At 67.2% G+C, this 26,627-nt stretch carries 22 protein-coding genes; 18 read left to right on the top strand and 4 right to left on the bottom strand.

Going from position 1 to position 26,627, the window contains the following annotated elements:
- The first annotated feature begins 16 nt into the window (after positions 1-16).
- The 12 genes from can to R1Z03_RS17870 all read left to right on the top strand — a co-directional run bounded on the left by can (position 17) and on the right by R1Z03_RS17870 (position 16,575).
- Complete coding sequence (gene can / locus R1Z03_RS17925) at positions 17-679, top strand: carbonate dehydratase (RefSeq protein ID WP_284429607.1); 663 nt, start codon at positions 17-19, stop codon at positions 677-679.
- A 28-nt stretch (positions 680-707) separates the two neighbouring features.
- Positions 708-2,519 carry a bifunctional isocitrate dehydrogenase kinase/phosphatase gene (gene aceK, locus R1Z03_RS17920; RefSeq protein ID WP_317353523.1) on the top strand — a complete coding sequence of 604 codons (1,812 nt, stop codon included), beginning with the start codon at positions 708-710 and terminating at the stop codon, positions 2,517-2,519.
- A gap of 77 nt (positions 2,520-2,596) precedes the next feature.
- Positions 2,597-3,781 (top strand): acetyl-CoA C-acyltransferase, encoded by a 1,185-nt coding sequence (locus R1Z03_RS17915; protein ID WP_317353520.1) that lies wholly within the window; start codon positions 2,597-2,599, stop codon positions 3,779-3,781.
- Between the two features lie 91 nt (positions 3,782-3,872).
- The gene (locus R1Z03_RS17910) at positions 3,873-4,544 is read left to right on the top strand and encodes an SDR family oxidoreductase (protein WP_317353517.1); all 672 of its coding nucleotides are present in this window, start codon (positions 3,873-3,875) and stop codon (positions 4,542-4,544) included.
- Complete coding sequence (locus R1Z03_RS17905) at positions 4,541-5,692, top strand: acyltransferase (protein WP_317353515.1); 1,152 nt, start codon at positions 4,541-4,543, stop codon at positions 5,690-5,692. The genes R1Z03_RS17910 and R1Z03_RS17905 overlap by 4 nt, the downstream gene beginning before the upstream one ends.
- Positions 5,693-5,792: 100 nt before the next feature.
- Entirely contained in the window at positions 5,793-6,923 is a 1,131-nt protein-coding gene (locus tag R1Z03_RS17900; protein WP_272565347.1) for an acyl-CoA dehydrogenase family protein, read from the top strand.
- Between the two features lie 307 nt (positions 6,924-7,230).
- A complete protein-coding gene (locus R1Z03_RS17895) occupies positions 7,231-8,826 on the top strand; it encodes a hypothetical protein (RefSeq protein ID WP_317353510.1) in 1,596 nt (531 codons plus the stop codon).
- Positions 8,827-9,176: 350 nt separating this feature from the next.
- A complete protein-coding gene (locus R1Z03_RS17890; RefSeq protein ID WP_317353507.1) occupies positions 9,177-10,631 on the top strand; it encodes a hypothetical protein in 1,455 nt (484 codons plus the stop codon).
- A 135-nt stretch (positions 10,632-10,766) separates the two neighbouring features.
- A complete protein-coding gene (locus tag R1Z03_RS17885; RefSeq protein ID WP_317353503.1) occupies positions 10,767-12,461 on the top strand; it encodes a hypothetical protein in 1,695 nt (564 codons plus the stop codon).
- 16 nt (positions 12,462-12,477) lie between these two features.
- Positions 12,478-13,110, top strand: a complete 633-nt coding sequence (locus R1Z03_RS17880) for a hypothetical protein (RefSeq protein ID WP_317353501.1) — start codon at positions 12,478-12,480, stop codon at positions 13,108-13,110.
- A gap of 390 nt (positions 13,111-13,500) precedes the next feature.
- The gene (locus R1Z03_RS17875; RefSeq protein ID WP_317353498.1) at positions 13,501-14,772 is read left to right on the top strand and encodes a hypothetical protein; all 1,272 of its coding nucleotides are present in this window, start codon (positions 13,501-13,503) and stop codon (positions 14,770-14,772) included.
- A gap of 276 nt (positions 14,773-15,048) precedes the next feature.
- Positions 15,049-16,575, top strand: coding sequence for a hypothetical protein (locus tag R1Z03_RS17870; protein WP_317353496.1), 1,527 nt, complete (start codon positions 15,049-15,051; stop codon positions 16,573-16,575).
- A 51-nt stretch (positions 16,576-16,626) separates the two neighbouring features.
- Here R1Z03_RS17870 and pepE read toward each other — a convergent pair whose 3' ends face one another.
- On the bottom strand, positions 16,627-17,349 hold the full coding sequence (pepE, locus tag R1Z03_RS17865; protein ID WP_317353492.1) for a dipeptidase PepE: 723 nt from the start codon (positions 17,347-17,349) through the stop codon (positions 16,627-16,629).
- Between the two features lie 134 nt (positions 17,350-17,483).
- The gene (locus R1Z03_RS17860) at positions 17,484-17,963 is read right to left on the bottom strand and encodes a DUF421 domain-containing protein (RefSeq protein WP_272565338.1); all 480 of its coding nucleotides are present in this window, start codon (positions 17,961-17,963) and stop codon (positions 17,484-17,486) included.
- A gap of 119 nt (positions 17,964-18,082) precedes the next feature.
- On the opposite strand from R1Z03_RS17860, the gene R1Z03_RS17855 reads away from it, so the two are divergent.
- Genes R1Z03_RS17855 through R1Z03_RS17845 form a run of 3 tightly spaced genes read left to right on the top strand, consistent with a single transcriptional unit; the run spans position 18,083 to position 21,139 of the window.
- A complete protein-coding gene (locus tag R1Z03_RS17855) occupies positions 18,083-18,790 on the top strand; it encodes a DUF4197 domain-containing protein (protein WP_284427288.1) in 708 nt (235 codons plus the stop codon).
- On the top strand, positions 18,787-19,254 hold the full coding sequence (locus tag R1Z03_RS17850) for a YchJ family protein (RefSeq protein ID WP_372588165.1): 468 nt from the start codon (positions 18,787-18,789) through the stop codon (positions 19,252-19,254). The genes R1Z03_RS17855 and R1Z03_RS17850 overlap by 4 nt, the downstream gene beginning before the upstream one ends.
- A gap of 10 nt (positions 19,255-19,264) precedes the next feature.
- Entirely contained in the window at positions 19,265-21,139 is a 1,875-nt protein-coding gene (locus R1Z03_RS17845; RefSeq protein WP_317353483.1) for a hybrid sensor histidine kinase/response regulator, read from the top strand.
- 25 nt (positions 21,140-21,164) lie between these two features.
- On the opposite strand, the gene R1Z03_RS17840 is transcribed toward R1Z03_RS17845, so the two are convergent.
- Positions 21,165-21,866 (bottom strand): response regulator transcription factor, encoded by a 702-nt coding sequence (locus R1Z03_RS17840; protein ID WP_317353480.1) that lies wholly within the window; start codon positions 21,864-21,866, stop codon positions 21,165-21,167.
- Between the two features lie 283 nt (positions 21,867-22,149).
- Here R1Z03_RS17840 and R1Z03_RS17835 point away from each other — a divergent pair, with 283 nt between their 5' ends.
- The 3 genes from R1Z03_RS17835 to R1Z03_RS17825 all read left to right on the top strand — a co-directional run bounded on the left by R1Z03_RS17835 (position 22,150) and on the right by R1Z03_RS17825 (position 25,480).
- Complete coding sequence (locus tag R1Z03_RS17835) at positions 22,150-23,220, top strand: hypothetical protein (protein ID WP_317353477.1); 1,071 nt, start codon at positions 22,150-22,152, stop codon at positions 23,218-23,220.
- Between the two features lie 152 nt (positions 23,221-23,372).
- Positions 23,373-24,056, top strand: coding sequence for an HAD family phosphatase (locus tag R1Z03_RS17830; protein ID WP_317353474.1), 684 nt, complete (start codon positions 23,373-23,375; stop codon positions 24,054-24,056).
- Between the two features lie 203 nt (positions 24,057-24,259).
- On the top strand, positions 24,260-25,480 hold the full coding sequence (locus R1Z03_RS17825; RefSeq protein WP_317353471.1) for a hypothetical protein: 1,221 nt from the start codon (positions 24,260-24,262) through the stop codon (positions 25,478-25,480).
- Between the two features lies 1 nt (position 25,481).
- Here R1Z03_RS17825 and R1Z03_RS17820 read toward each other — a convergent pair whose 3' ends face one another.
- Entirely contained in the window at positions 25,482-26,558 is a 1,077-nt protein-coding gene (locus R1Z03_RS17820) for an AraC family transcriptional regulator (protein ID WP_284429625.1), read from the bottom strand.
- Between the last annotated feature and the right edge of the window lie 69 nt (positions 26,559-26,627).

Below are 26,627 nucleotides of genomic sequence, written 5' to 3'. Positions count from 1 at the left end.
CTTCGAAAGAACTGACATGGCCGTTCCCGACATCGAACAACTTTTCGTCCACAACCGTGCGTGGGCAGCGCAGATGGAGCGGGAACGTCCCGGGTTTTTCACGGGCCTCATGGCACAGCAAAAGCCCAAATACATGTGGGTCGGCTGTTCCGACAGCCGCGTGCCAGCCAACCAGATCACCGGATTGGAGCCCGGAGAGGTGTTCGTGCACCGCAACGTGGCCAATGTGGTGGTGCCCACCGATCTGAACTGTCTCTCCACCATCCAGTATGCGGTTGACCAACTGCGGGTCGAACACCTGATGGTGGTCGGCCATTACGGGTGCGGCGGCGTGCTGGCCGCGCTGCAGGATGTGCGTGTGGGCCTGGCGGACAACTGGATCCGCCACGTGAAGGATGTGCGCGACCGCCACCGCGAGCTCATCGCCGCGACGCCGCAGGCGTGGCGCCACGACGTGCTGTGCGAACTCAACGCCATCGAGCAGGTGATGAACGTTGCGCAGACCACCGTGATGCTCGATGCCTGGGCGAGCGGCCAGAACGTCACCCTGCATGCCTGGTGCTACGGCCTCAAGGATGGGTTGATCAAGAACCTGAACCTGGAGGTCTCCGGCACCGAAGGCCTCGACGCGCTTTATCAGGCGGCCGTTGCCGGCATTGCGGCCACCCGCCGCGAGTAAGCTCGCTCTCCTTCGCAGGACGCGGCCCATGTTTCCCCAGCGACTGGATTCCCCCCACGCCTACGCGATCGCCAAGGCAATGATGGATGGCTTCAACCGCCACTATCAGCTGTTCCGCACGGAGTCCGCGCGCGCCAAGCACCGTTTCGAGACGGCCGACTGGCTCGGGCAGCAACGGGCCCAGCGCGAGCGGATCGAGTTCTACGATCTGCGCGTGAAGGAATGCGTGCGACGGCTGGACAAGGAGTTCAACGCGGGCGAGCAGCCCATGGACGTGTGGCACCAGGTCAAGCTGCATTACATCGGCCTGCTCGTGGACCACCACCAGCCCGAGCTGGCCGAGACGTTCTTCAACTCGGTCACGACGAAGATCCTGCACCGCACGCATTTCCACAACAACTTCATCTTCGTGCGGCCGGCCGTGAGCACGGAGTACATCGAAAACGAGGAGCCGGCCGCCCGGCCGACGTACCGCGCCTATTACCCGTCGCCGGACACACTGCACGAGACGTTGGTCCGCATCGTGGACAACTTCCAGCTGCAGCGCGAGTTCGAAGACCTCGACCGCGATACCCGCCATGTGCTGGCAGCCCTCCAGCAGCGCCTGGGGCCACATACCAAGCTGCGCGCCAATTTCCAGGTGCAGGTGCTGTCGGGCCTGTTCTATCGGAACAAGGGCGCCTACCTGGTGGGGAAGGTGATCAACGGCTTCAACGAACTGGCGTTTGCCTTGCCGATCCTGCACGGCAGCGCGGGCCGCCTGGTGATCGATGCGGCCCTGTTCGGCGAGGACGACCTGCAGATGCTGTTCAGCTTCGCGCGGGCGTATTTCATGGTGGACATGGAAATCCCGAGCGCCTACGTGCAGTTCCTGCGCAGCCTGATGCCGCGCAAGCCCCGGGCCGAGCTGTACAACGCGCTGGGCCTGGCCAAGCAAGGCAAGACGCTTTTCTACCGCGACTTCCTGCACCACCTGCGTTATTCCAGCGACCGCTTTCGCATCGCGCCGGGCATCAAGGGGATGGTGATGCTGGTGTTCGATCTGCCCAGCTTCCCATTCGTGTTCAAGCTCATCAAGGACTACTACCCGCCGCCGAAGGACACGACGCGCGAGCAGATCCAATCCAAGTACCTGCTGGTCAAGCAGCACGACCGCGTGGGCCGCATGGCCGATACGCTCGAATACAGCGAGGTGGCCTTTCCGCGCGAGCGATTCGAAGACGGGCTGATCGCCGAGATCGAGAAATTCGCCCCGAGCCAGCTGGAGATCAGCGACCGCGACGGCGACGGCCAGATCGAAGTCATCATCAAGCACCTGTACATCGAGCGGCGGATGATTCCGCTCAACATCTACCTGCAGGAGGCCTTCGAGGCCGGCCTGCACGATCCGCGCGCGCGCCAGCAGATGGAGCGCAGCGTGGTCGAATACGGCAATGCGATCAAGGATCTGGTGGCCGCCAACATCTTTCCCGGCGACATGCTGTGGAAGAACTTCGGCGTCACGCGCAACGGCAAGGTGGTGTTCTACGACTACGATGAGATCGAATACCTCACCGATTGCCAGTTCCGCCGCGTGCCCGCGGCGCGCAACGAAGAGGACGAGATGAGCTGCGAGGTCTGGTATGCCGTGGGTCCGCGCGACGTATTCCCGGAAACCTTCGCCCCCTTTTTGCTCGGCAACGACGCGGTGCGCGATGTGTTCATGCGCTACCACGCCGATCTGCTGGATGCGGACTTCTGGCAGTCGCACAAGGAGCGCATCCAGGCGGGCCATGTGTACGACGTCTTTCCCTATGACAACGAACGGCGATTCTCGTCCGGGACTGCACCGCCTTCCTGAGCGCCGCCGTGGCCGCACCCTGGCCCATCCCTTCGGCTTTTTAACCCCTTCCCCCCTCTTTTTGCAGGAGCAACAGCATGAGCAGTGATTCCATCGTCATCGTCGGTGCCGCGCGCACCCCCATGGGCGCCTTCCAGGGCGATTTCTCCAGCCTGGCGGCGCACGACCTGGGCGGCGTGGCCATTCGCGCCGCCGTCGAGCGCGCTGGCATCGCGCCGGAGTCGGTCGAAGAGGTGCTGTTCGGCAATTGCCTGATGGCCGGCCAGGGCCAGGCGCCCGCGCGCCAGGCAGGCTTCAAGGGCGGGCTGCCGCAGAGCGCCGGCGCCGTGACGCTGAGCAAGATGTGCGGCTCGGGCATGAAGGCCGCGATGTTCGCGCACGACCTGCTGCTGGCCGGCACGCACGATGTGATCGTCGCCGGCGGCATGGAGAGCATGACCAACGCGCCGTACCTGCTGCAAAAGGGCCGCGGCGGCTACCGCCTGGGCCATGACCGCATCTTCGACCACATGATGCTCGACGGCCTGGAGGACGCCTACGAGCCCGGCCGCTCGATGGGTACCTTCGGCGAGGATTGCGCCGCCAAGTACCAGTTCACGCGCGAGCAGCAGGATGCCTTCGCCGTGGCCAGCGTGCAGCGCGCCAAGGCGGCCAGCGACTCCGGCGCGTTCGCCGACGAGATCGCATCGGTCACGGTCAAGACCCGCGCGGGCGAGACCGTGGTGTCGGTGGACGAAGGCCCGGGCAAGGTCAAGCTGGACAAGATTCCCCAGCTCAAGCCCGCGTTCAAGAAGGACGGCACCATCACCGCCGCCTCCAGCTCCAGCATCAACGACGGCGCGGCCGCGCTCGTGATGATGCGCGAGTCCACCGCCCTCAAGCTCGGCCGCCAGCCCATCGCCCGCATCGTGGCCCATGCCATGCACGCCCAGGCTCCGGAATGGTTCACCACCGCGCCGGTCGGCGCCACCCAGAAAGCCTTGAACAAGGCCGGCTGGAGCGTGCTGGACGTGGACCTGTGGGAAGTGAATGAGGCCTTTGCCGTCGTGCCCATGGCGCTCATGAAGGAGCTGAACGTGTCGCACGACATCGTGAACGTGAACGGTGGCGCCTGCGCCCTGGGCCACCCCATCGGTGCCAGCGGTGCCCGCATCATGGTCACGCTGATCCATGCGCTGAAGGCGCGCGGCAAGAAGCGCGGCCTGGCCACGCTGTGCATCGGCGGGGGCGAAGGCACGGCCGTCGCGCTGGAGCTGATCTGATCGAGGTCCGTGGCGTATTGCTATTAAATATATAGCAATACGCCCTAGAATTGATTGCGGTGGAAGCCGATTGGATACAAGGATTCAGGCAGTGACCCAGACCGTTCTCGTTATCGGCGCATCGCGCGGCATCGGGCTCGAATTCGTGCGGCAATACCGCAAGGCCGGCTGGCGCGTGATCGCCACCGTGCGCGACGACGCCGGCCGCGAGCGCGTACAGTCCCTGGGGGCCGAGCCGATGCGCGTGGATGTGGCCGACCCGGCCAGCGTCAGCGGCCTGGCCTGGCTTTTGGACGGCGAAAAGCTCGACGTGGCGCTCTACGTGGCGGGCGTGATCCGCCGGCCCTCGGCGCTCACCCCGCCCACGCGCGAGGATTTCGACGCCGTCATGCGCACCAACGTGCTCGGCGCCATGCAGGCGCTGCCACAGGTCGCGCCCCATGTGGCGATGGCGGGCGGCACCCTGGCGTTCCTGTCGTCCGCCATGTCGCTGATCGGCAGCGTGCCGGGCAGCGATTCGTGGCTGTACCGCACGAGCAAGGCCGCGCTCAACATGGCGGTGGCCGCTGCGCAGCACGACTATCCGGAGGCCACGCTCATCACGCTCGACCCGGGCTGGGTGCAAACCGACATGGGGGGCGAGAGCGCGGCGCTCACGCCCGAGGCGAGCGTGCGCGGCATGCGCGCGGTGCTGGCGGGCGTCACCTCGGCCGACCGGGGCCGGCTGCTGCACCACGACGGCCGCCGGGCCGCGCACTGGTGAGCGCCGCAGCGCTGGAAGCCCCGCGCGGGGCGGCGGTGATCGCGCCGACCGCACATGGCGCGAACCATTTCAACCTGCTGCGTCTGGCGGCGGCGATCGCCGTGCTGCTGTCCCATGGCGAATTCCTCTACCGCTTGAGCATGCCCGTGCCCTTCTCCGGACACAGCCTCGGCTCGCTGGCGGTGTACTGCTTTTTCTTCATCAGCGGTTACCTCGTGTGCCAGAGCTGGGAGCGCGAGCCGGACATCGGCGTGTTCTGGGCCAAGCGCGTGGCGCGCATCTTTCCCGGGCTGGTGGTGGCGACCGCGTTCTCGGTGTTCGTGCTGGGCTGGGCCATGACGCAGCTGCCGACGGCGCAGTACTGGTCCGATGCCCGCACGTGGATCCATTTCCTCAACAACGCCGTGGGGCTGGCCGTCGTGCAGGTGCTTCCGGGCGTGTTTGAGAACAACCCTTTCGCCCGGTCGGTGAACGGCTCGCTGTGGACGATCCGCTACGAGCTGTTGATGTACCTGCTGCTGTCGATGGCGGGCGTGGCGGGATGGACGCGGCGGCGCTGGGTGTATCCCGTCGCTGCGCTGCTCATGGCGGTGTCCTGGCAGTGGGCGCGGGAGGCCGGCTGGGATGCCTGGGTCGATGCCGGGCCGCGGTGGCTCACGGCGCTCTTCCACCTGTTCCACTGGGCGGAGGTGTCCGGGTTCGGCGTGGCGTTCCTGCTCGGCTGCACCTTCGCAGCCTACCGCGTGCGCAGCGGCCCGTGGCTGCTGGCGGTGGCCGTGCTGGGCGGCGCCTTGGCGTGGTTCACGCCGCAGGCGTGGAGCGTGCAGATCGGCGTGTGGGCCCTGGTGGCGGCCGGCATTTTCTGGGCCGCGCACGTGGGCGGTGGCCGCTCGGGCGGCTGGCTGCGCGAGGACCTGTCCTATGGCGTCTACATCTACGCCTTTCCGATCCAGCAGGCCGTGACGGAAATCAGCCTCAGGCGCGGCTGGAGCCTAGCGGTGTGCATCGCGGTGTCGCTCGCGCTGACGCTGGCCATGGCGGCGTTCTCGTGGTTCTGCATCGAAAAGCCTGGAGTGCGCTATGGGCGGCGCGTGGTGGAGCATTGGTCGCGCCGCCGCGGCCTGCGCATGCACGGCACGCCGGTGTAGCCGGCGCTGGCCGGCACCGTGAGGCGGATGCGCCGGGTTCGGCAAACGAATTTTCAAGGCCCCTTCAGAGCCATTTCTTTCGACGACGGAGACAAAAAGCATGCTGTTGAATCAAGACCAGGAAATGATCCGCGACGCGGTGCGCGACTTCGCCCAGCGCGAGCTGTGGCCGCACGCCGCCCGCTGGGACCGCGAGCACCACTTTCCCCGCGAGGCCCACCAGGGCCTGGCCGCGTTGGGCGCCTACGGCATCTGCGTGCCTGAAGAGGACGGCGGCGCGGGGCTCGACTACCTGACGCTCGCGCTGGTGCTGGAGGAGATCGCGGCCGGCGACGGCGGCACCAGCACGGCCATCAGCGTGACCAACTGCCCGGTGAACGCCATCCTCATGCGCTACGGCAATGCCGCGCAGAAGAAGGCCTGGCTCGCGCCGCTGGCGCAGGGCCGGATGCTGGGCGCGTTCTGCCTGACCGAGCCGCATGTGGGCTCGGACGCTTCGGCCCTGCGCACGACGGCGGTGAAGGACGGCGACGGCTACGTGATCAACGGCGTCAAGCAGTTCATCACCAGCGGCAAGAACGGCCACGTGGCCATCGTCATCGCGGTCACCGACAAGGGCGCGGGCAAGAAGGGCATGAGCGCCTTCCTGGTGCCCACCGACTCGCCGGGCTACACCGTCGCGCGGCTGGAGGACAAGCTTGGTCAGCACAGCAGCGACACGGCACAGATCCAGTTCGACCAATGCCGCGTGCCGGCCGAGAACTTGATCGGTGCGGAGGGCGAGGGCTACAAGATCGCGCTCGGCGCGCTGGAGGGCGGGCGCATCGGCATCGCCGCGCAGAGCGTGGGCATGGCACGCAGCGCGTTCGAGGCCGCGCTGGCGTATTCGAAGGAGCGCGAGAGCTTCGGCACGCCCATCTTCAACCACCAGGCGGTGGGATTTCGGCTGGCCGACTGCGCCACGCAGATCGAGGCGGCGCGCCAGCTCATCTGGCACGCGGCGGCGCTGCGCGATGCCGGCCGGCCGTGTTTGAAAGAGGCCGCCATGGCCAAGCTCTTCGCCAGCGAGATGGCCGAGCGCGTGTGCAGCGCGGCGATCCAGACGCTGGGCGGCTACGGCGTGGTGAACGACTTTCCCGTGGAGCGCATCTACCGCGATGTGCGCGTGTGCCAGATCTACGAAGGCACGAGCGACGTGCAGAAGATCATCATCCAGCGCGCGCTGGCCTGAGTTTGATGGCGCGGTGGTGGTGCGGGTGCGGACATCCTCGCATGGGCTGACCGCGCCGTCAGGCGCGGCGGGGGATGGGTTTCCGGCGCTGTGAGGGGCGAGTGGTCCGGGCGTGCTATTCCTTCAAGGTCTAGAAGGACGGCCTGCATTTTTCGCTGGTTTGCCCAGTGCTTCGCCATGATGGGTTGGCGCGCGCGCAGATATCGGATGCTCTGAGATGCCGGCAGGTCTTGGCGGCAGAAAGAGAGCCATGTTGCCGGAGAACTCATTTCGGATAGATCGAAACCCCGGCCTGGGATCGCAGCGCATGCACACCGACGTGGAGCCATCCCGGTCGGCATCGCCCTCTCCGTCAGTGCTGGATGCGCCAGCCGGACTGCGCAGCGCTGCCAGGCGCCCACCGGGCGCCCAAGAGCATGGCTCTCCCGTGCGCAGCCCGTTGCCACAGTCGCTGTTAGGCAAGGCGCAGGCAAGCACCAAGGCGTCTGCCGCAGCATCGGCGTTGCCTCTGCCTGCGGTGGTACGCCATACGGCCTTCGTCCAGCCACACGCCGGCGTCCGTGGCGAGTCTGATCCCCTGCAGCGCGCTGCAGGCACCCAGCGATCCGCGCGTGTGCCCCGAACGACACTGGGGCAATTGCTGGCTCAGGAGCGCCGGGAGGAGGCCGAGCAGGCGCGATTGGCACTGTTCAATGCCGGTGGCGCACTGAAGCGGTTGAAGGACCGCGCGGCCAGGATGCATCCGTCCACGATGGACCAGCGATGGCACGCCATCTTGAATGGAAAGCCCAAACCCATGGAGGGGAAACGCAAAGAGGCGTTCGAGGATCTGATTTGGGCGGACGTCGTGGCGCTTGGCGAGGCTGGCAATCTCGAAAACTCACGCGCGATCGACGAGATGATCAACGCGTTGAAAAATGGCACCGCAGGCCCTTCCATCCTGGAGCAAGACCGGCAGATGCTGTTGGAAGTGCTTGAAGGATGGGCCGTCAACTGCCGATACGATGAGCTGAACCTGAAAATCACTCCCTATACGCGGCTGACCTTTACCGACGACCAGGTTCTTGAAAAGCCCGAGAAGCTGGGATCGGGAACGTTCAATACGGTGTTTTCGGTCAAGCTGACGGGCCCGGATGGCGTTCCGATCGACGCCATTTTCAAGCCGCTCCGCACGGAGGAGCGTGGATGGGTGGCCATGGAAACCGGTATTCCGCCTGACGATCCACAGATCGCAATGCGCAACGTGGCCACGGTTGCCTATGTGAGAAAGCTCGGCATGCGCGTGGTGGCCGATACACGCGTCGCGTTGATCGATACCGGACAAGGCCGTCAACTGGGTATGGTGATGGAGCGGGCCCGCGGCAAGTCGGCCGCCGACACTGATCCAAAACTTTTCAGGCAAGCGAACGTATGCGCGGAAGTGACCAAGCTGCAGCTGCTGGATCACCTCACGGGGCAAGGCGATCGCCATGCCGGCAACTATTTCATCAACATCGAACCGGACGGTCGTGCCAAGGTGACGGGGATCGATAACGATCAATGCTTCGGACACAAGATGACGGACCCGGCCGGAATCGCAAGAATCCGGAATGATCCCTCGCGTGAAGGGTTCCACGGGACGGGGCTGCCTCCGGTGGTGGATACCGAAATGGAGCGATCGATTGGCGCGCTCACTGAAACCGACATCCGTTCGATGCTGGGAGACAAGTTGAGTGAGGCCGAGATCGACGCGGCGGTCCAGCGGCACGAAGGCGTCAAGCTGCATATTGCGCAACTGCGTTCCACCAACCGCGTGATCGATCCGGCCGAGTGGGGCGATGCGGGCGTGCAGCAACTCCTGAACAGCCAAAACAGCTACGTGGGGCGCGAGCGTGACCATGCGCTGTCGATCACCACCTGGTGAGGCATTGATCGCCAACGCATGGCCATCGAATTGCGAGTGGCTCATTGCCAATCGCTCTTCGTTTTTTCGCCTTTCGGCCGTGGGCTTCGCAGCAGCGTGCAGGCCCGTGTTGTTGTTCGGCATAGTCGCTCGGGCCGAACCATCCTGGCGGCAGAAAGAAAGCCATGTTGTCGAATATCGCTTCCCGGCTTGCCCGAGGCCTTATACACAATAAGCCCCGCACCTCCGCCGATGTACCGAAGCCTCCTGAGACGCCTTCGCCCCTCGCTTCGGAAAGTCCTGCGGGACTCCGGCATGCGCCCAAACGGCCCCAAGGATCGTTGGAGCAGCTCTCACCCCTTCGCAGCCCGTTGCCCTCCCTGAACAGGCAGCCCAGCATTCGACTGCAAAGTGAGATTCAAGAGTTGTCTTCTGGCGCCAATCCATCGCAAGGGCCGGATGCGGCTCCGCCATCGCAGAAGGTTGGCCGTCCGAGACTGGGCGAACTTTTGAAGCAGGAGCTTCGGCAGGAAAAAATTGATCAAGCCGAAAAGGCCGAGCAAGACCGTCAGCAACGGCGTGCCGCACTGGAGCAATTGGTGCATTCGGCGCTGCCCGACGGGGGGCAGGCCATGAAACGGCTCAAGGAGCGCACAGTCAGAAAGCACCCGAAGACGGCGGCCCAGATATGGCATTCGATCCAGACCGGAATGCCCAAAACCATGAAGGACCAGCGCAGGTCGGCTTTCGAAACGTTGGTGCGCGCTGATCTGCGGGCGCTGGCATCCACTGGCCAGATTGCACCCAGGGCTGCGGTCGACCAATTGACCGAGGCGCTCGGCGAAGGCATCTTCGGCCAAGGCATCCTCAAAAGGGATCGAGCGCTTTTGCTGGAAATATTGGGTGACCTGTCCTTGGAAGGTCTCTACCGGCGGTGGAATCTGGCAATGACAGACGACACCAAGCCTGCCTTTACCGACGCAGACCTTCTGCAAGTGCCTAAACCGTTCGGCGCTGGAGAATTCACCCACGTCTATGAAGTCAAGCTCAAGGAAACCGACGGCGCGGTGCTGAATGCCCTCTTCAAGCCGATTCCGAGAGAGGATTGGTCTTATGCCGGTTGGGCGACCGGCATTCCGAGATATGACCCGCAGACCGTGATGCGCAATCTCGCCACCGTCGATTACGCCAGGAAGCTCGGGTTTCATGTGATTCCGGATACCCGCGTGGCACTGATCGACGTCGATAAAAAACCGTTTGATCCCTCCGTGGGCCTGCTCATGGAGCTGGCCCCGGGCGAGCCGGCCGAGCGCACGCCTGCGAGCGTTTTGGCCCGGGCAGATGTTCGCGCGGAAGTGACCAAGCTCCAGCTGCTCGACCACCTGACGGGGGAGGGGGACCGCCATGGTTTCAATTACTTCATCCATATCGACGCGGACGATCGGCCCACGGTCATGGGCATCGACAACGACCAGTGCTTTGGCGAGAAGTTGACCGATCCCGCCGGTGCCCGATGCGCCGATGACTCGCAGCACAGGTTCTTGCGGGGAGTCGGGCTGCCTCCCGTGGTGGATACCGACATGGAGCGCGCTATTGAGGCGATGACGGAGGACGACATCCATGCCATGCTCGGCAACAAATTGAACACCGCGGAAATTGCCGCCGCGCTTCAGCGGTACCGAGGCTTGAAAGCGCACATCGTTCAGTTGCGGGAGCAGAACTGGGTCATCGATCCGAAAGATTGGGAGACGCCGCAGGTGCAGGCGCTCATGACTCCGCAGAACAGCTATCTGGCACGCGATCTTCAACGAGTGGCAGGCGTTTGAGCCACGGGGCTCTGCGGCGGAAGGTCATGACATTTCGCGTGCCGACCTCGCGCTTCGCTGCAGCGAGTTCGTCCGGGGCCCTTGGCCGGCACACTCATTTGCACCGTTCCCTTTGACGGCAGAGAGAGAGTCGTTTTGCTGGATCACCTGTTTCGGACCGCTCGCAGTTCCGTGCCCAATGCGCCGCGCGTCGAGTCTGGCGGCGTGCCTCCCGCGCGTACGCCGCATACTCCGGTGGCGCTGAAGGGGCCTGAAGGTCTCATGGGCGCGCCAAAGCGATTGCAGGGCGCTGGTGAGCAGTCTTCCCCCGTGCGCAGTCCGTTGCCACCGTCCGCACTGAACCGCCAACCGGTCATCGGCCGCTCGCAGACAGAGATCCAGCCCCATGTCTCCGACGGCCATACCTCGCCGACGCACGAGACTTCGCCTTCTCAGCCGGTACGACGCCAGACGCTGCGCCAACTGCTGGACGAGGCCCTGCGAGAAGAAAAAGCCGAAAAGGCGGAGCAGGCCCGGCAAGCCAAACAGGCCCGCCGTGCTGCGCTGGCGCAATGGGTGCACTCGGCATTGCCGGATGGCGGTCAGGCCATGAAACGATTGAAGGCGCGCGCGGCCAGAGAGCACCCGGCCACTTTGGCCGACAGGTTGCTTCTGATCCGCCATGGAACCCCCAAGCCGATGGAAGGCCCCCGGAAAACGGCGTTCGAGGCGCTGGTGCGTGACGACCTGTGGGCCATGGCCATGGCTGGTGGGGTCGATCCTTTGGTGGCGGTCGACAAGATGGCCGAGGCTTTGGATGAGGGGATACTCGGCCAAGGTATTTTGAAGAGCGATCTTGAATTGCTGACGCAAGTGCTGGACGACTTGGCCATCGACCGTTTGTACACGCGGCTGAACCTGAAAATGACGGACGACACCATGCCCGCGTTCACCAACGCGCAGGTGCTGGAGGCGCCTGTGGAACTGGGGGAGGGGCGAATCAGCAAGGTTTACGCAGTCAAGCTTGAGGACACCGATGGCTCTGAACTGGATGCCGTTTTCAAGCCGCTGAACTCCGAGGTGCCCGACGTGGAGGAGTGGAGTGCGGCTGCCAGACTGGCGGGCATATCGAGAGAAGATCCGCAGACGGCGATGCGCAACCTCGCAACCGTCGCCTACGCGAAGATGATTGGTTTTCATGTGGTTACCGACACGCGCGTGGCGTTGATCGACATCGGAGATGACCCGTTCAACCCTGCCTTGGGGCTGATCATGGAACGCGCCCGTGGTGAACCGGCTGAAGAGGTCGATGCGGAAGTGTTCAAGGAGGGCTCCGTGTGCGCGGAAGTGACGAAGCTCCAGTTGCTTGACCATCTGACGGGGGAGGCGGATCGCTACGACAAAAACTATTTTGTCGAGCTCGGCTCCGATGGCCGGGCCAAGGTCATGGGCATCGATAACGACACCAGCTTCGGCGCAGCACTGACTGATCCAGCCGGCGCCAAAGCGCCGCGGACCAACCCGAAAGGCGTCGCGATCGATCCGTCGCGCCTGGGGCTCCGCGGCACGGCGCTCCCCCCTGTGGTGGACACGGACATGGAAAGCGCAGTCCTTGCACTCACGGAGGAAGGCATTGTTTCGATCCTGGAAGACAAGCTGAACGATGCCGAGGTCGATGCCGCCATCCAGCGGTACCGAGGCGTCAGGCAGCACGTGGTCGAATTGCGCGAGGCGGGGCGCGTCATCGCGCCGCACGAATGGGGCCGATCCGACATCCAGGAACTCTTCACCCCGGAAAACAGCTACCTGGGCCGCGATCGCGAACTTGCCTGGGTTGCCAGCCAACCATAGACATTGAACGACCCACATGAACCTCTCTGCCAACGAAGCCGAACGCGATACCGGCGCGTCCTCAGCCCTGACCCTCTTCGCTGATGAAGGACTGCCGTTTCCTCCCGTACCGACAGCGCTGGCGAGCGCATTGCAGGTCCAGGGGCGGGCATGGTTCGCCACGCGTCCCGTGGCCTCGTCCCCTTACGATTTCCATCACTTCCTGGATGAAGTCGAAACGCAACCCGATGTGGCGGACTACGCCGTGGTGGGTTTCGACGGCCATGGCACCAACAGCTGGGCGGTGCATTTCTACCTGGTCGGCCAGGGGTTGGCGCTTTTCATCAAGCTTCCCTGGGGTGGGGCCTACCTGGAGCCCGAGCCCGCCCGCGCGCACATCACTGAAGTGTTCGACTGGGCCGCTGCCTTGCTGTCGCACCTGCAACGTGCCGAATCGGCCGGCAAGATACCGCCGGGCATGCGGCTGCACGTGGCGGCGAGCCGTTTTGATTACGCGGGTTGGCGCTGGGTGGCCGCAGGGCAGAACGCGGCCGAGACGCCGTGGAACCCGGCCGGCGGCATGAGAGCGGCCGTGCTTCAGGAGCTTGAGGCGGTGATCACTGGCCGGGCATTGGCGGGTGGGTCGACTCCGCAGGGGCCGATGACTTAGTCGCTGGGCGCTGCCTTCCTTCGGCTGCTGGGCTGCCGTTTCGCCACAGGCTGGATCGCGAGTGCCGTTGGCCGACACACTGCCCGGTGCCGTGCGTTTTGAACGGCGGAGGGAGTTGCCTTGCCAGACAGTCCGTTTCGGGTCACCCGGAGCCAAAACCCCGGCCCGTCGCGCATCGAGCCCGGCACCTTGCCAGCCAGGCCGGTTGCCTCTTCGTCCCGCGCACTGGAGGGACCCTTGGGACCGGGCCTGGCACCTCGGCGGCATCAGGCCGTGGCAGGGCCGCTTTCGCCTGTGCGCAATTCGGCACCCCGCCCACTGACGGGCCCTTCGCCAGCAAGCACCAGACGATCGCCACCCGGCCTGCACACGCCAGACAGAGCCGGCCGAATGCGCTTGCTCGAATCGGCCCTGCCAAGCGGTGGTGGAACCCTGAAGCTTTTGAAGGAACGCGCGGCCAGGCAGCACCCGGCCACGCTGGCCGAGCGATTGAATGCACAACTCAAAGGCGCACCCGAAGCCTTGGATGTGCACAGCGATGCGGCATTCGCTGCATTGGTGCGCGCGGACGTGATGGCGATTGCCAAGGCCGGCGCGATGGAGCCCTCGTTGGCCGCCGACGCGCTGGGCGCCGCGATAGAGGAGGGCATGCTGGGCCAAGGCATCCTGCCTACGGACCGGCAGGCGCTGCTGGCCGCGCTGGACCAGTTGTCCATCCACCGCCTCTACCAAAAAATCAACCTGAAGGTCACGCCCGAGACGTCGCCCGCCTTCACCAACATCCAGGTCCTGGAACCACCCAGGGCTTTCAAATCAGGGAGCTTTCACACCGTGTTCGGGGTCCGTCTCGCGAAGCTGGACGGTTCGGTGTTCGATGGCATCTTCAAGCCCCTCAAGGCCACGGAGAAGAACAATCCGACGACCGCAGGCACCGGCATTCCAGAGAGCGATCCGCAGACCGCGATGCGCAACATCGCGACGCTTGCCTATGCCAGAAAACTCGGTATGGACGTGATCGTGGACACGCAAGTGGCGTTGATCGACACCCGGCAAGCCCCTTCGGTTTCCAACCTCCAGTTGGGGTTGGTCATGGAGCGTGCCCCCGGCAAGCCAGCCTTGTACACCGACGTGCAGACGCTGGACCGCGCGGACGTGTGTGCGGAGGTGACCAAGCTCCAACTGCTCGACCACCTCACGGGGCAAACCGACCGCTACCATGAAAACTATTTCATCGATATCGGGCCGGACGGGCGGGTCAAGGTCACAGGGATCGACAACGACCAGTGCTTTGGCCAAAAGCTCACCGATCCCGCTGATATCCGGCCCGGGGCGGATGGCACCGCCCAAGCCCGGTTCCGGGGTGTGGGGCTGCCTCCAGTCGTGGATACCGACATGGAGCGTTCGATCCAGGCGCTCACGGAGGGCGATATCCGTTCGATGCTCGAAGACAAGTTGAACGAGGCTGAAATCAGCGCGGCGATACAGCGCCACCAGGGCGTCAAGGCGCACATTGCCCAACTGCGCGAGATCGGCCGGGTGATCGACCCCGGACATTGGGGAGAGCCCGGCGTGAAGGAGCTGCTGACCGAGCACAACAGCTACATCGGGCGCGAGCGCCAGTGGGTGCCGTTCTATGCCGCGGGCCTGCAAAGCAGCTGGTGAGAGTTGTCGTGCAGGACGTGGGCTGGCGCCGGCGTAGCGGCCCGCTTCGCCCCCTGTGCTGGGGCTTCGCAACCCGGCGGCCTTCAGCGCCGGCTCATCCGCACACTTCCGGGTGCCATCCTGTGATTTGGGGTGGCAGAGAGAGTCGCCTTGCCAGAAAGCCCGTTCCGTATCACCCGGGGTTCCAGCCCCGGCGCGCCGCGCGTCGACCTCGACGCCGTGCCCTCCACGCCCGCTTCGCCTTCCCGCGGTGCGCTGCAGGGACCTGCTGGATTGGTGAGCAGCGCGCCCACGCGGCCCTCGGGGCTGGCCGGGCAACTTTCGCCCTTGCGCAGTGCGTTGCCCAAGGCCATGGCTGAAAAACCGCCCGCAGCCGCTGACCCGGCCGGCGCGGCATCGCCTTCCGTGTCGCCTTCCCTGACGCCTTTTGTCACGGCGCCGTCCTCGCCCGCCATCCATTCGAGGCATTCCAGCAGCGAGATCCAGCCAGAGCCAGCCACCCGCCCCGTGCCCCGTTCCACATTGGGTGCGCTGTTCGAGCAGGCGCGGCAGCAAGAAAGAACCGAACGCAACCAGCTCTTGCATTTGGCCTTGCCCCATGGCGGCCGGGCGATGAAGCGGCTGAAGGAACGAGCGGGCCGAGAAACCCCCGTCACGATGGCCGACAAATGGCGCGCGCGCCTGAATGGGCCACCAAAGCCCATGGAGGGCCGGCGCAGAGAGGCGTTCGTGGCGCGGGTGCGTGCCGATGCGATGGCGGTGGCCAAAGCCGGTCAGCTCGATGCCCGCGTTGCGGTGGACAGGATCCGCATGGCGGTCGAGGATGGCACCTTGGGCCAGAACGTCTTGAAGGAAGACCGTGAATTGCTGCTGGAGGTCCTGTGCCAGCTGGCAGACCCGGCCGATCATCTCTACCGGCAGCTGAACCTGAAGATCACGCCCGACACTCGGTTGGCCTACACGGACGCGCAGGTGCTGGAAAAGCCCAAGCACCTCACGTCGGGCAGCTTCGCTTCCGTCTTCGCGCTCAAGGTCCAGAACGCCGATGGCGTTGCGCAAGACAGTGTGTTCAAGCCGCTGAAGGCAACGGAAAAAGGCTGGGTGGGCAGTGCTTCCGGCATTCCCATGGACGATCCGCAAGTGGCCATCCGCAACATCGCGACCCTGTCCTGCGCGAAGAAGCTCGGCCTGGATGTGATCGCGGACACCCGGTTGGCACTGATCGACACCGGACGGGGCCCGTTGGACCCCGATCTCGGCCTGCTCATGGAGCGCGCACCCGGCAAGCAGGCGAGCAACGCCGATGCCGACTGGTTCAAAAATCCGGCGGTCTTCGCGGAGGTCACCAAGCTGCAGTTGCTGGACCACCTGACGGGCCAGGTCGATCGCCATGACAACAACTACTTCATCGACGTCGGACCGAACGGGGATGTCAAGGTCACGGGCATCGACAACGATCAGTGCTTCGGCAAGGACCTGCGCAGGCCATCCGATATCCGGCCGCGCAGTGGCCTGCCGTTCTATGGAACGGCGCTGCCCCCCGTGATCGATACCACGATGGCGGCCATGATCGATGATCTGGTGGACGATGAACTGCACGCGATGCTGGACAACCAACTGAGCGACGACGAGGTCGAAGCCACGGGCTCTCGCCTGCAGGGCCTCAGGCTTCACGTCGATCAGCTGAGAGGTCAGGGCCTGGTCATCGAGCCCGGCCAATGGGCTGATACGGCGATACAGGCGCGCTTCACCGCGCAAAACAGCTATATCGGCCGCGAGCGCACCACGCACCAGGTCTTCTAGTCCTCCACCTGGCGCACCGGTTTGGCGCCCGGCGCAAACGCCGCCGCTGGTTCAGAGGTTGGCCGGCAACGGTCCCGCATTCAGCAGCCGGGGCGTGGCCGCGCCATGGAACAGCCGGGCGGGCACGTCGCCCACCAGGGTGCGCGCATCGCCCCGCACCCGCACGCCCGTGCCTTCGGGCAGGCCCAGCACCGGGGTGCCGGGGTTGAGCGCGCAGAACTCCTGCAGGCGCTCCTGCCGCGTCTCGCCGCGGTGGCCGGGCGGGTGGGCCTCGGTGTAGTGCGCGTTGATCTGCCACGGCACCAGGCCCATCGCCTCCAGCCCGCCGGGATCGGTGATGGGCATGTCGTTGGTGGTGCGGATGGTGGGGCAGGCGATGTTGGAGCCCGCGCTCCACCCCAGGTACGACGCATCGCCGGCGCGCACCCGGGCGGCGATCGCGGGCAGCAGGCCCTGGCGGCGCAGGTGGCCCAGCAACGCGAAGGTGTTGCCTCCGCCCACCACGATGCGGCGCGCGCCCTGCACGGCGGCCAGCGGATCGACCGCGTGGTGCACCGACCGCATGTTCAGGCCCAGCGGCCGTAGGGCCTGCGCCACCAGGGCCTCGTAGTCGTCCCAGCCGCGCGTGACGCCGGCGAACGGAATGAAGAGCGCCTCGCCGGCGTCCGCGCCGCCCGGACCGGAGGGCAGCGCGGCCCAGTCGCGGACCCAGTCCAGCGCATGGGTGAGATAGCCTGCGTCGCTGCTGGAGTTGCTCAGGAGCAGAAGATTCATGGGGGTGTTCCGATGGGATCCAGAGAAGTGTGGAGTGGTGGGAAACGAAGAAGGGGGCAATGACCTGGGTCATATTTTGCTATTAAATTTGTAGCTATATGCCCTAGAAGGTATTGCGCTGGAGGCCTATTCTGTCATGATCCCGTGCCCCGCTCGCGCAGCACCACGGTGATCTGGCCGTTGGTCTCGATGGTGGCCCGCTCCACCTCGTGCAGGTGCAGGCTGCCCCCGGCGCGCAGCGCGGCGGCGAGGTCCTCGGTGGAGATCAGTTCCTTGCGCATGAGTGCGGCGTTCACCTGGCCGCCCTGCACCAGCACCTCCGGCTTGCCGTCCACCAGGTGCGCCAGGCGCGGGAAGTGGAAGGTCAGCTGGGCCAGCAGCACATGGCAGGCGATGAGGGTCAGGGCCGAGATGAGCCCGCCCACCAGGGAGTTGTCGCCCGCGTTCATCGAGTTCTGCACTGCGTTCGACAGGATCAGCAGCAGCACCAGGTCGAACGGCGCGGTCTGCCCGGTCTGGCGCTTGCCGGTCAGGCGCAGGAAGACCAGCAGGAAGAGGTACACGATCACCCCGCGAACGATGAATTCCCACCACGGCACGCTCATTGCCAACATGGCCATTCTCCAGTTGCGCCCGACATGGGCGGGGTGCAGTGTGCCATCTGCAAGAATGCGCCCCTCGGGCCCGAGCCGGGCCGCTTTCTTGCTTTCCGTTTTTGCAGCAAAGGACCGCCATGCAGCGTCGCACCTTCCACCACCGCGCGTGCGCCGGGGCCCTGGCCCTGGGGCTGCTGGCCGCCCGCGGCCAAGCGCTGGCGTTGTCGCTGGGCGACCTGTCCGGCGCCGATGCCGCCAGCGGCGTGAAAGCCGCGCTGGCGCAGGGCGCGCAGGCCGCCGTGTCCCTGCTCGGGCGGCCCGACGGCTTTCTGGGCAACCCGCAGGTGCGCATCGCGCTGCCGGCGCGCCTGGAAAAAGCCGCGGAGCTGATGCGCCGCTTCGGGCAGGGCCGCCGCATCGACGAACTGGTGACTTCCATGAACCGCGCAGCCGAGCAGGCCGTGCCGATGGGACGCGACCTGCTGGTGGGCGCGGTGCAGACGATGACCGTGGCCGATGCCAAGGGCATCCTGGCCGGTGGCGAAACCTCGGTGACCGAGTTCTTCGCGCGCAGGACCCGGGTGCCACTGGGCGAGCGCTTCCTGCCCGTGGTGAACCGCGCCATCGAGCAGGTGGGGCTCACGCAGCAGTACAACGCCTTCGCCAGCAAGGCCGCGGGGTTCGGCCTGATCCGGCAGGAAGATGCCAACCTGTCGCAGTACGTCACGGGCAAGACCCTGGACGGCCTGTACCTCATGATCGGCGAGGAGGAAAAGAAGATCCGCCAGGACCCGGTCGGCTCGGGCAGCGCCATCCTGCGCAAGGTGTTCGGGGCGCTGAAATGACAGGGGGCGAGACGGTGAGCCCGGCCACCCCACGATCGCCCGCCCCGCCCGATGGCCTTGCCGCGTGCCCCTGCGGCCGTTCCTGCGGCCCCTCGCCGCAGCGCCGGCCCTTGCCTTACGCCGGGTGCTGCGGCCGCTACATCGACCACTTCGACACCACCCCCGCGCCCGATGCGGAAAGCCTCATGCGCTCGCGCTACACCGCCTTCGTGCGCGAGCAGGCGCCCTACCTGCTCGCCACCTGGGAGGTGGCGCATCGGCCCGCGCAGGTGGCGTTCGATCCGGGCGTGCGCTGGCTGGGCCTGGAAGTGCGTGCGCACCGCCGCCTGGATGGCGAGCGCGCCGAGGTCGAGTTCGTCGCCCGCCAGCGCATGCCCGGCGGCCGTGCCCACCGCCTGCATGAACTGAGCCGCTTCGTGCGGCAGGACGGACGCTGGTTCTACGTGGACGGCGACCTCCGCTAGGCGCTGCCGCATGCCCGATCCCTCCGGCGGCGCGGTGACGCCCGTTTCCGCATCCGTATCCGCAGTCCCCGATGTGCTGGGCCCGCCGGCATCCCGGGCCGGCGGGATCGAGGAGGCCGGCGGGCAGGCGCTGGACCTGGCCGTGCGCCGCCGGCTGCTGCAGTCGCTGGCCTCGCGAGGCTCCTCGGAGATCGCCGCGGTGGTCATCCCCGGCGTGCTGGTGGGGTTCTACGGCCGCTTCGCGCCGCCCGGTCCGCTGATCGTCTGGTGGGTGCTCTTCGGGGTCGTGGCCCTGGGGCTGCTGCGGCTGCGCCGCGGCCTGCAGCGCGACGCCGCGCTGCCCGATGCGGTGGCCGTGCCCAAATGGGAGCGCATCTTCCAGTGGCTGTCCCTGGGGACGGGGCTGATGTGGACGCTGCCTGTCTTTCTCACGATGTCCGCGGCCCCGCTCGAATTCCGGCTCTTCCTGTACATGGTGCTGTGCGCGGTCATCGCGTCGGCCACGACGTTCCTCGCCCCGGTGCCGGTCATCTTCTGGCGCTATTTCGCGGCCAGCTACCTGCCGCCCACGCTGGCGATCTACTGGTACTTCCCGCAGCGCTGGCACTACCTGCTGCCGCTGATGCTGCTGTACGGCGCCGTGCTGTGCCGCCATGCCTGGGGATCGCGCCGCTTCGTGGTGCAGCAGGTGGAGATGGAGCGCCAGCGCGCGCGGCTGGCAGAGCAGTACCGCGCCGCCAAGGAGGCCGCCGAGCGCGCGCTGGAGGAAAAGAACCGGTTCATCGCCACCGCCAGCCACGACCTGCGCCAGCCGCTGCACGCCATGGGCCTGCTGCTGGAAACGGCCCTGCAGCGCAACGGCGACGTTCGCCTGAACGCCGTGCTGCAGGACGTCCAGAGCTGCGTGCGATCGCTGAACTTCATGTTCAACGCGCTGCTGGACCTGTCGCGCATCGAGGCGGGCACCTTCACGGTGCGCGAGGAGACCGTGTCCCTGCGCGCCCTGTTCGACGACGTGGCCGCCGTGTTCGCGCCCGACGCCGAACTGCGCGGCCTGCACCTGCGCCTGCGCCTGCCGCGCCGGCGCGAGGCGGCGGTGCGCGGCGACCCGGCGCTGCTGCGCCAGATGGTGTTCAACCTGGCGCAGAACGCGCTGCGCTACACCGCCTCGGGCGGGGTGTTGCTGGGGGCGCGGGCGCGGGGTGGCCGCTGGCGCATCGAGGTCTGGGACACCGGTGCGGGCGTGGCCCCCAAGGACCGCCACCGCATCTATGCACCGTTCTACCGCAGCGATCAGGCCCAGGTGCAGCAGGCCGAAGGGCACGGCCTGGGGCTGTCGGTGGTGGCCCGCTCGGCGGGGCTGATCGGCGCCGGGCACGGGTTCGAATCCACGCCGGGCCGGGGCTCGTGCTTCTGGCTGGAGTTGCCGGCGGCGCAGCCCGGCGGCCCGTTGCCGGCCGAGCCTTTGCTGCAGCCGGCGGCGCTCTGGGCCGAACGCATGGCCTCGCTGCAGGGGCGTTGCCTGCTGGTGGAGGACGATCCGCAGATCGCCGCTTCGCTGTCCCAACTGCTGCAGTCGTGGGGGCTGCAGGTGCAATGGGCGGCCACCGGGGCGCGGGCCATGGCCCGGGTGGACGGCGGCTTCGTGCCCGATGCCGTGCTGTGCGACCACCGGCTGGGCGCGGGCGAGAGCGGCCTGGCCGTGCTGCAGGCGCTGCTGGCGCGCTGCGGCCATGCGCACGGCGCCATGGTGAGCGGCGAGCACGACGCCCCGGCGCTGGTGCAGGCCGAGGACGACGGCTACCTCGTGTTCCGCAAGCCGCTGGCGCCGCAGGCGCTGCACGCGGTGCTGTCGCGCTGGCTGGCGCGCACGGACCCGGCGTGACCGGGCAGGCGGCTCGGCCGCGGGCTCAGCGCGGGTAGTGCGCTGGCGGCACTTCCAGCCGCACGCCGCGCAGCTTGGCGATGGCCTCCACCCGGTTGCGCGCCTGCAGCTTGTGCAGGATGGCCGTCACATGCTCCTTGACGGTGTGCTCGGACACGTTCAGCGCGGCGGCGATGGGCTTGTTGGGCAGGCCCTGCAGCAGCAAGGCGAGGATCTCGCCCTGGCGCGGCGTCAGCCCCAGGTCGGCGGGGGCCAGCGGCACCTCACGCGCCAGCGGCGTGTCGGCCACGGGCGGGGAGCCGTCCGGCGCCGCGTCGAACCAGGTGCCACCGTCCAGCACCGCGCTCACCGCGGCGGCGAACGCCTCGGGCGCCTCCTGCTTGTGAACGAAGCCATGGGCGCCACTGGCCCGCGCCTTGAGCAAGATGGCCGGATGGCTGTCGCCGCTGACCATGAGCACGCGGGTGGCCGGCGCGAGCGCCAGCACGTCGCGCACGAACAGGTCGGTGGCCCCGTCGGCCAGCCAGAAATCCACCAGTGCGATGGCTGGGGCACCGCGCTGGGCGATGGTGCGCAGGGCTTCGGCCGGGCTGCCCGCGCTCACCGCATCGTCCAGTTTCTTGTGTAACCGCAGGAACGCGGCCATGCCGTGTGCGACGAGAGGGTGGTCGTCCACGACCAGCCCGTAAGAGTCGCCGCCAAGGCGCAGGGGTTCAGAAAAGCTCAAGGAAACTTCCGTGCCGGTGCAGGCTGCCCGCCCTCGGAACCGGTGCACCGCGTAACAAATACCCCCCGAAAGGGGGGAGGGCATGGGATGCAATGTACTGAAAATCACCCGCTCCTTGCACCGAACCGGGTGGATATCGTCCGCGTCCGTTGCTTTGATGCCAGTCACCCCGACGCAGGGACGTGCCGGCGCCTTTGTGGCCGGACCACGGGCGTCCGCTGCGATCGTGGGTGTTCTCCCTTCCGGGAGGGCACCTGTTCAACCCCTTTTCAGGAAACACACCATGAACACTGCGGACCTGACCCGCCGAACGGCTGCGGCCTTGATCGTCTCCCTGCTGGCCGCCTGCGGCGGAAGCGACGGCAGTGGCGACCCCACGGCGCCGACCGCCCCGGGAACGCCCGCACCCGCCCCCTCGCCCGAGCCGACCACGCCCGCTCCGGCGCCTTCGCCCGCTCCGGCCCCCGCCAGCGTGACCGGCCAATACCGCCAGGAAAGCGCGGCCACGTCGATGGAGGCCGCCCTGGCGGCCATGAACGCCCAGGGCGCCCAGGGCTACGCGTTCGTGTCCACCTTCGTGGCCGATGCCGGTGGCAGCGCGCAGGCATCGGGCGACTTCTACCTGCAGGACACGGCCCATGCCGGATCGCGCCTGCAATACGCGGCCATCGCGCAGCCCGCCACGGCGGACGCGCTGCTGGCGCTGCTCAACCAGCAGGGCGCGGGCGGTTTCGCGTACAAGGCGCCTTTGTCGTTCGGCTCGGCATCAGGCATCCAGGGTCTCTTCGTGAAGGACACATCCAAGTCCCTCACCTACACCTATGAGCGGCAGCCGATGTCGTCCGCACTGTCGCGCGACGGCTTCGTGGCCCAGCTCAACGCGCAGGGCGCGCGCGGTTTTCGCCTGGTGGGGCCGATGGTGGCAGGCAGTGAATCCTTCAACCTTTACATGAAGGATTCGTCGGCCAATACCTATGCCTACGTGGGCCTGGACGGCTTGCCGTCGTCCCCGGCCACCTACGGCGACGCATTGCGCCAGCGGCTGGACGAGCAGGGCGGGCAAGGCCGCCTGTGGATCGGGGACTTCGTGCTGCAGGCGGGCGCGAGCGCGAGCATCTTCGAAAAGAGCGCGGCCCAGAGCGGTGCCATCCGCTACAGCGTGGAGCCGTCGAGCGGTGCGCAGAGCCTGGCGCAGCTGCAGTCCCAGTTCAATGCGCGGGCGGCCCAGGGCCTGTTCTATTACAGCGACGTGGGTGTCACCGATCTCGGCACCAGCCAGAGTGCGCGGTTCTCGGTCTCGGTCGGCGGCGCGCTCGCGATGCGCAACCCCTTGGCGGGCATCACCTACCCGTGAAGGCCGGCAGCGTCCGGGCCGCCGCAGGCATGCGGTAGATTCCGGGCTGGTTTCCAGCGGCGCCGGCTTCGGCGCCGCCGGATGCATCGCACGCAGTGCCTGTGCTGCCTGCCCCTCGCGCCGATCCTGCGCGCTCCCGCCCCGACCCTGCCATGCCCCCATCCGTCCTGCCTTCTTCCTACGACGCCGTGCTGTTTGACTGCGACGGCGTGCTCGTGGACAGCGAACCCATCACCCACCGCGTGCTGCGCGACCGGCTCGAAGCCTCGGGCTGGTCGCTCACGCCCGAGGAATGCCTGGCCATCTTTCTGGGCAAGGCCGTGCGCAGCGAGGCGGCGCGCATCGAGGCCGAAACCGGCCAGCCGCTGACCGACGCCTGGATGGCCGATTTCTACGCCTGCCGCAATGCCGCCCTGCAGGCCGAGCTGGGCCCCATTCCCGGCGCCCCCGATGCCGTGCGTGACGTGCATGCGCGGCTCGGGGGGCGCATCGCCTGCGCGTCGGGTGCCGACCGCTTCAAGGTGGAGCTGCAACTGGCCAAGGTGGGGCTGACGCCGTTCTTCCAGGGCCGCGTCTTCAGCGGCCACGAAATGCCCCGCACCAAGCCCGCGCCCGATGTGTACCTGGCCGCGGCCGCCGCGCTGGGCGTGGCCCCGGCGCGCTGCCTGGTGGTGGAGGATTCGGTCACGGGCGTGCAGGCCGGCGTGGCGGCGGGCGCCACGGTGGTCGGCTACAGCCCGGCGCCCGTGGGACACGGGTCGGCCCAGGCGCTGCGCGCCGCCGGGGCGGTGCACGTGATGGTCCACATGGCCGAGTTGCCCGAACTGCTGGGTTGACGGAGAGGCGGCGGCACGGCGGCCACGGTCTGCCGGTGCCGTCGGGGCGGGTGACCGGGGCGGCCATGCCGACGCGCCTTCGCAGCGCGGGGCATGGGTTCGCTCCGCCGCGGCCGGTCCGGGGCTTTCGCGCCCACGATCCGGTGCGGTGGGATGGGGCGTGGTGCGTGGCACCGCTTCCTGCCCTCTCTCAGGAGCCGCCCATGTCGATTCACATTCCCAAGAGCCCTTCTTCCCGTTTCAACAGCGCCTCCGAACGCGGTGCCAATGCCGTTCCGGAGTACCGGGAGCCCGCGCGGCAGGGCCGCTCCAAGCCCGGTGCGGGCACGGGGCCGATGCCGCAGCGCAGGGCGGCGGGCCACCCGGCCGACAGCGCCACCGCCACCGACCGCCGGGGGCCTGCGCCGCAGAAGTTCGCGGGACACGCCAGCGCCCATGCCCGGCGGCCGGGCGCGCCACCGATCGTTCCGGTGAAGCCGACGGTCGCGCAGGTGCTGTCCAGCATCCCGCTGCATGAAGTCGACCGCATGACCCCGATGCAGGTCAAGCAGTTCACGAAGCTCCTGGGCGGGCGCACCCTGGGCGTGGACCCGGCGCTGCTGGTCCGGAACTGGAAGCTGCTGCGCAGCCAGTTCAAAGGGCCTGAACTGCAGCAGTTGCTGCTGAAGAAGACTGCCGCCGTGATGAAGTTCCTGACAACGCCGGCACTGCCGAAATCGCCTGCGGCCCAGGTGCTGGCCGTTTTCCAGCTGCATGAAATCGATCGCATGGACCCACCGAGGCTGAAGGATCTCGTGGCGATCCTGGGCGGCCATGCCCCGGGCAAGGGCCCCGAGGTCCGTGCCGAGAACTGGCAGCGGCTGCGCGAGAACTTCACCGAGCCGGAGCTGAAGCAGTTGCTGTTGAACGACACCGCCGGTGTGGTGGATTTTCTGACGGCTTTGCCGCCTCCGCCGAAAGCGGGCGCCGGAGGTGCCAAGGCGGATGCCGGCCCCAAGCCAGACACCGGTCCCCAGGCCGATGCCGGGCCCCGGCCGAACGCGGAGCCCAAGCCGAATGCAGGTCCCCGGCCGAATGCGGGCGCCGGGCGGCAGGAGGCGCCGAAGTTCTCCGCCAAGGTGCAGCAAGCGCCGGCGGCGGTGCCCGCGGCCGCAGGAGCCAAGCCCATCGCCCTCGCCGGGATGAAGCGGGAGGCGGCGTTCCAGGCGCTGAAGGACCGTGGGATGTCGCACGCGCAACTGCAGCAGATGCGGCAGGATTTTCTCGATCAGGTCAACCATGGCAGCGGCGCGTCGGGCGATGCATTGAGCGCCAAGTACCAGGCGTTCATCACCGACGACCTGTCGCAATCGGGCACCTTGCGCAGCTATGCCAAGCTGTTCGTGCGCCCCATTCCTGACGAGGCCGCCGCCGGCAAGGCTTAGGTCACACGCCCTGGCCGAATCCACCCCCGCCCGCCAGCCGGGCGGCGCGGCGGAACGCGGCGGGGGACTGCCCCGTCCAGCCCCGAAACGCGCGGATGAAGCTCTTTTCGTTGAGAAAGCCCGCGGCCTGCGCTACCTGCTTGATTGGCCGGTCGGTGCGGTGCAGCCATTCGATGGCGCGGTGCTGGCGCACCTCGTCTTTCAGCGCCTGCAGCGACGCGCCTTCTTCCTTGAGCTGGCGGTGCAGCGTGCGCGGCGACAGGTGCAGCCGCTCGGCCAGCGCGTCCGCGCCCTGCAGCGTGCCAGTGTCGGCTGCCAGCGCCTGCCGCACGCGCTGCACCAGCAGGCGGTCGCGCCGGTACTGGCGCACGGTCAGGGGCAGCGCGCGCTGCAGCATGGTGCGCAGCGCGTTCTCGTCGCGCTGCAGCGGCATCGCCAGATAGCGCGCATCGAAGCGCAGCGCGGCATGCGGCGCGCGGAAGGCGATGGGGCCGGCGAACAGCAGCGGATAGGCCGCCTGGTGCGGCGGTGGCGCGAAAGGAAAATCCGCGCCCTGCAGCGGCAGGCGCGAATCGATGAGCCAGCAGGCCAGCCCCAGCGCGTTGCGCAGCATCGAGACCAGGCAGAACTCGCGCAGCGTGCCCAGGTCGCGGTGTTCGGTGATCGCCAGCGTGGCGGTGGCGCCGTCGCTGGTCAGGTGCAGGGCGATGTCGTCGGTCAGCAGGCCGTGGTGGCGGCACCAGCGCTGCAGGGCCAGGCCCAGGTGCGGCGCGCTGATCGAGGCCCGCGCCAGCATGCCGTAGCTGCCCCAGGGCAGGCGCCGGCCAAACCAGCCCAGGGCCTCGTCGTCCAGTTCGCGCATGGCGCCGTCGGAGAGCTGCTCCATCTGCAGCGCCGTGATGCGCCCGTGCGGATGCGCGATGTCCGATGGCGTGATTTGTGCCTGCCGCAGCACGGCCGAGGCGTCCATGCCGCGCTGGGTGTAGGCCTGCACGATGGCCCGCACGAAGGCCATGGGCGTGGCAGCGGTGGGCGCGTGGGGGGCGGTGCGGGGCAGGGCGGTGGCGGGTTCGGGCATGGGGGGAGTTTGCCTTGTGTGGCGCATATTGCAACCTTTGTGACCCCATCTGTCATGCGGTCCGGGCCC

This window comes from Acidovorax sp. BLS4 (genome assembly GCF_032929295.1).
In the GTDB taxonomy this organism is placed as follows: domain Bacteria; phylum Pseudomonadota; class Gammaproteobacteria; order Burkholderiales; family Burkholderiaceae_C; genus Paracidovorax.
Note: the sequence above shows the minus strand (reverse complement) of the source record. Positions and strands in the feature narration are given on the sequence as shown.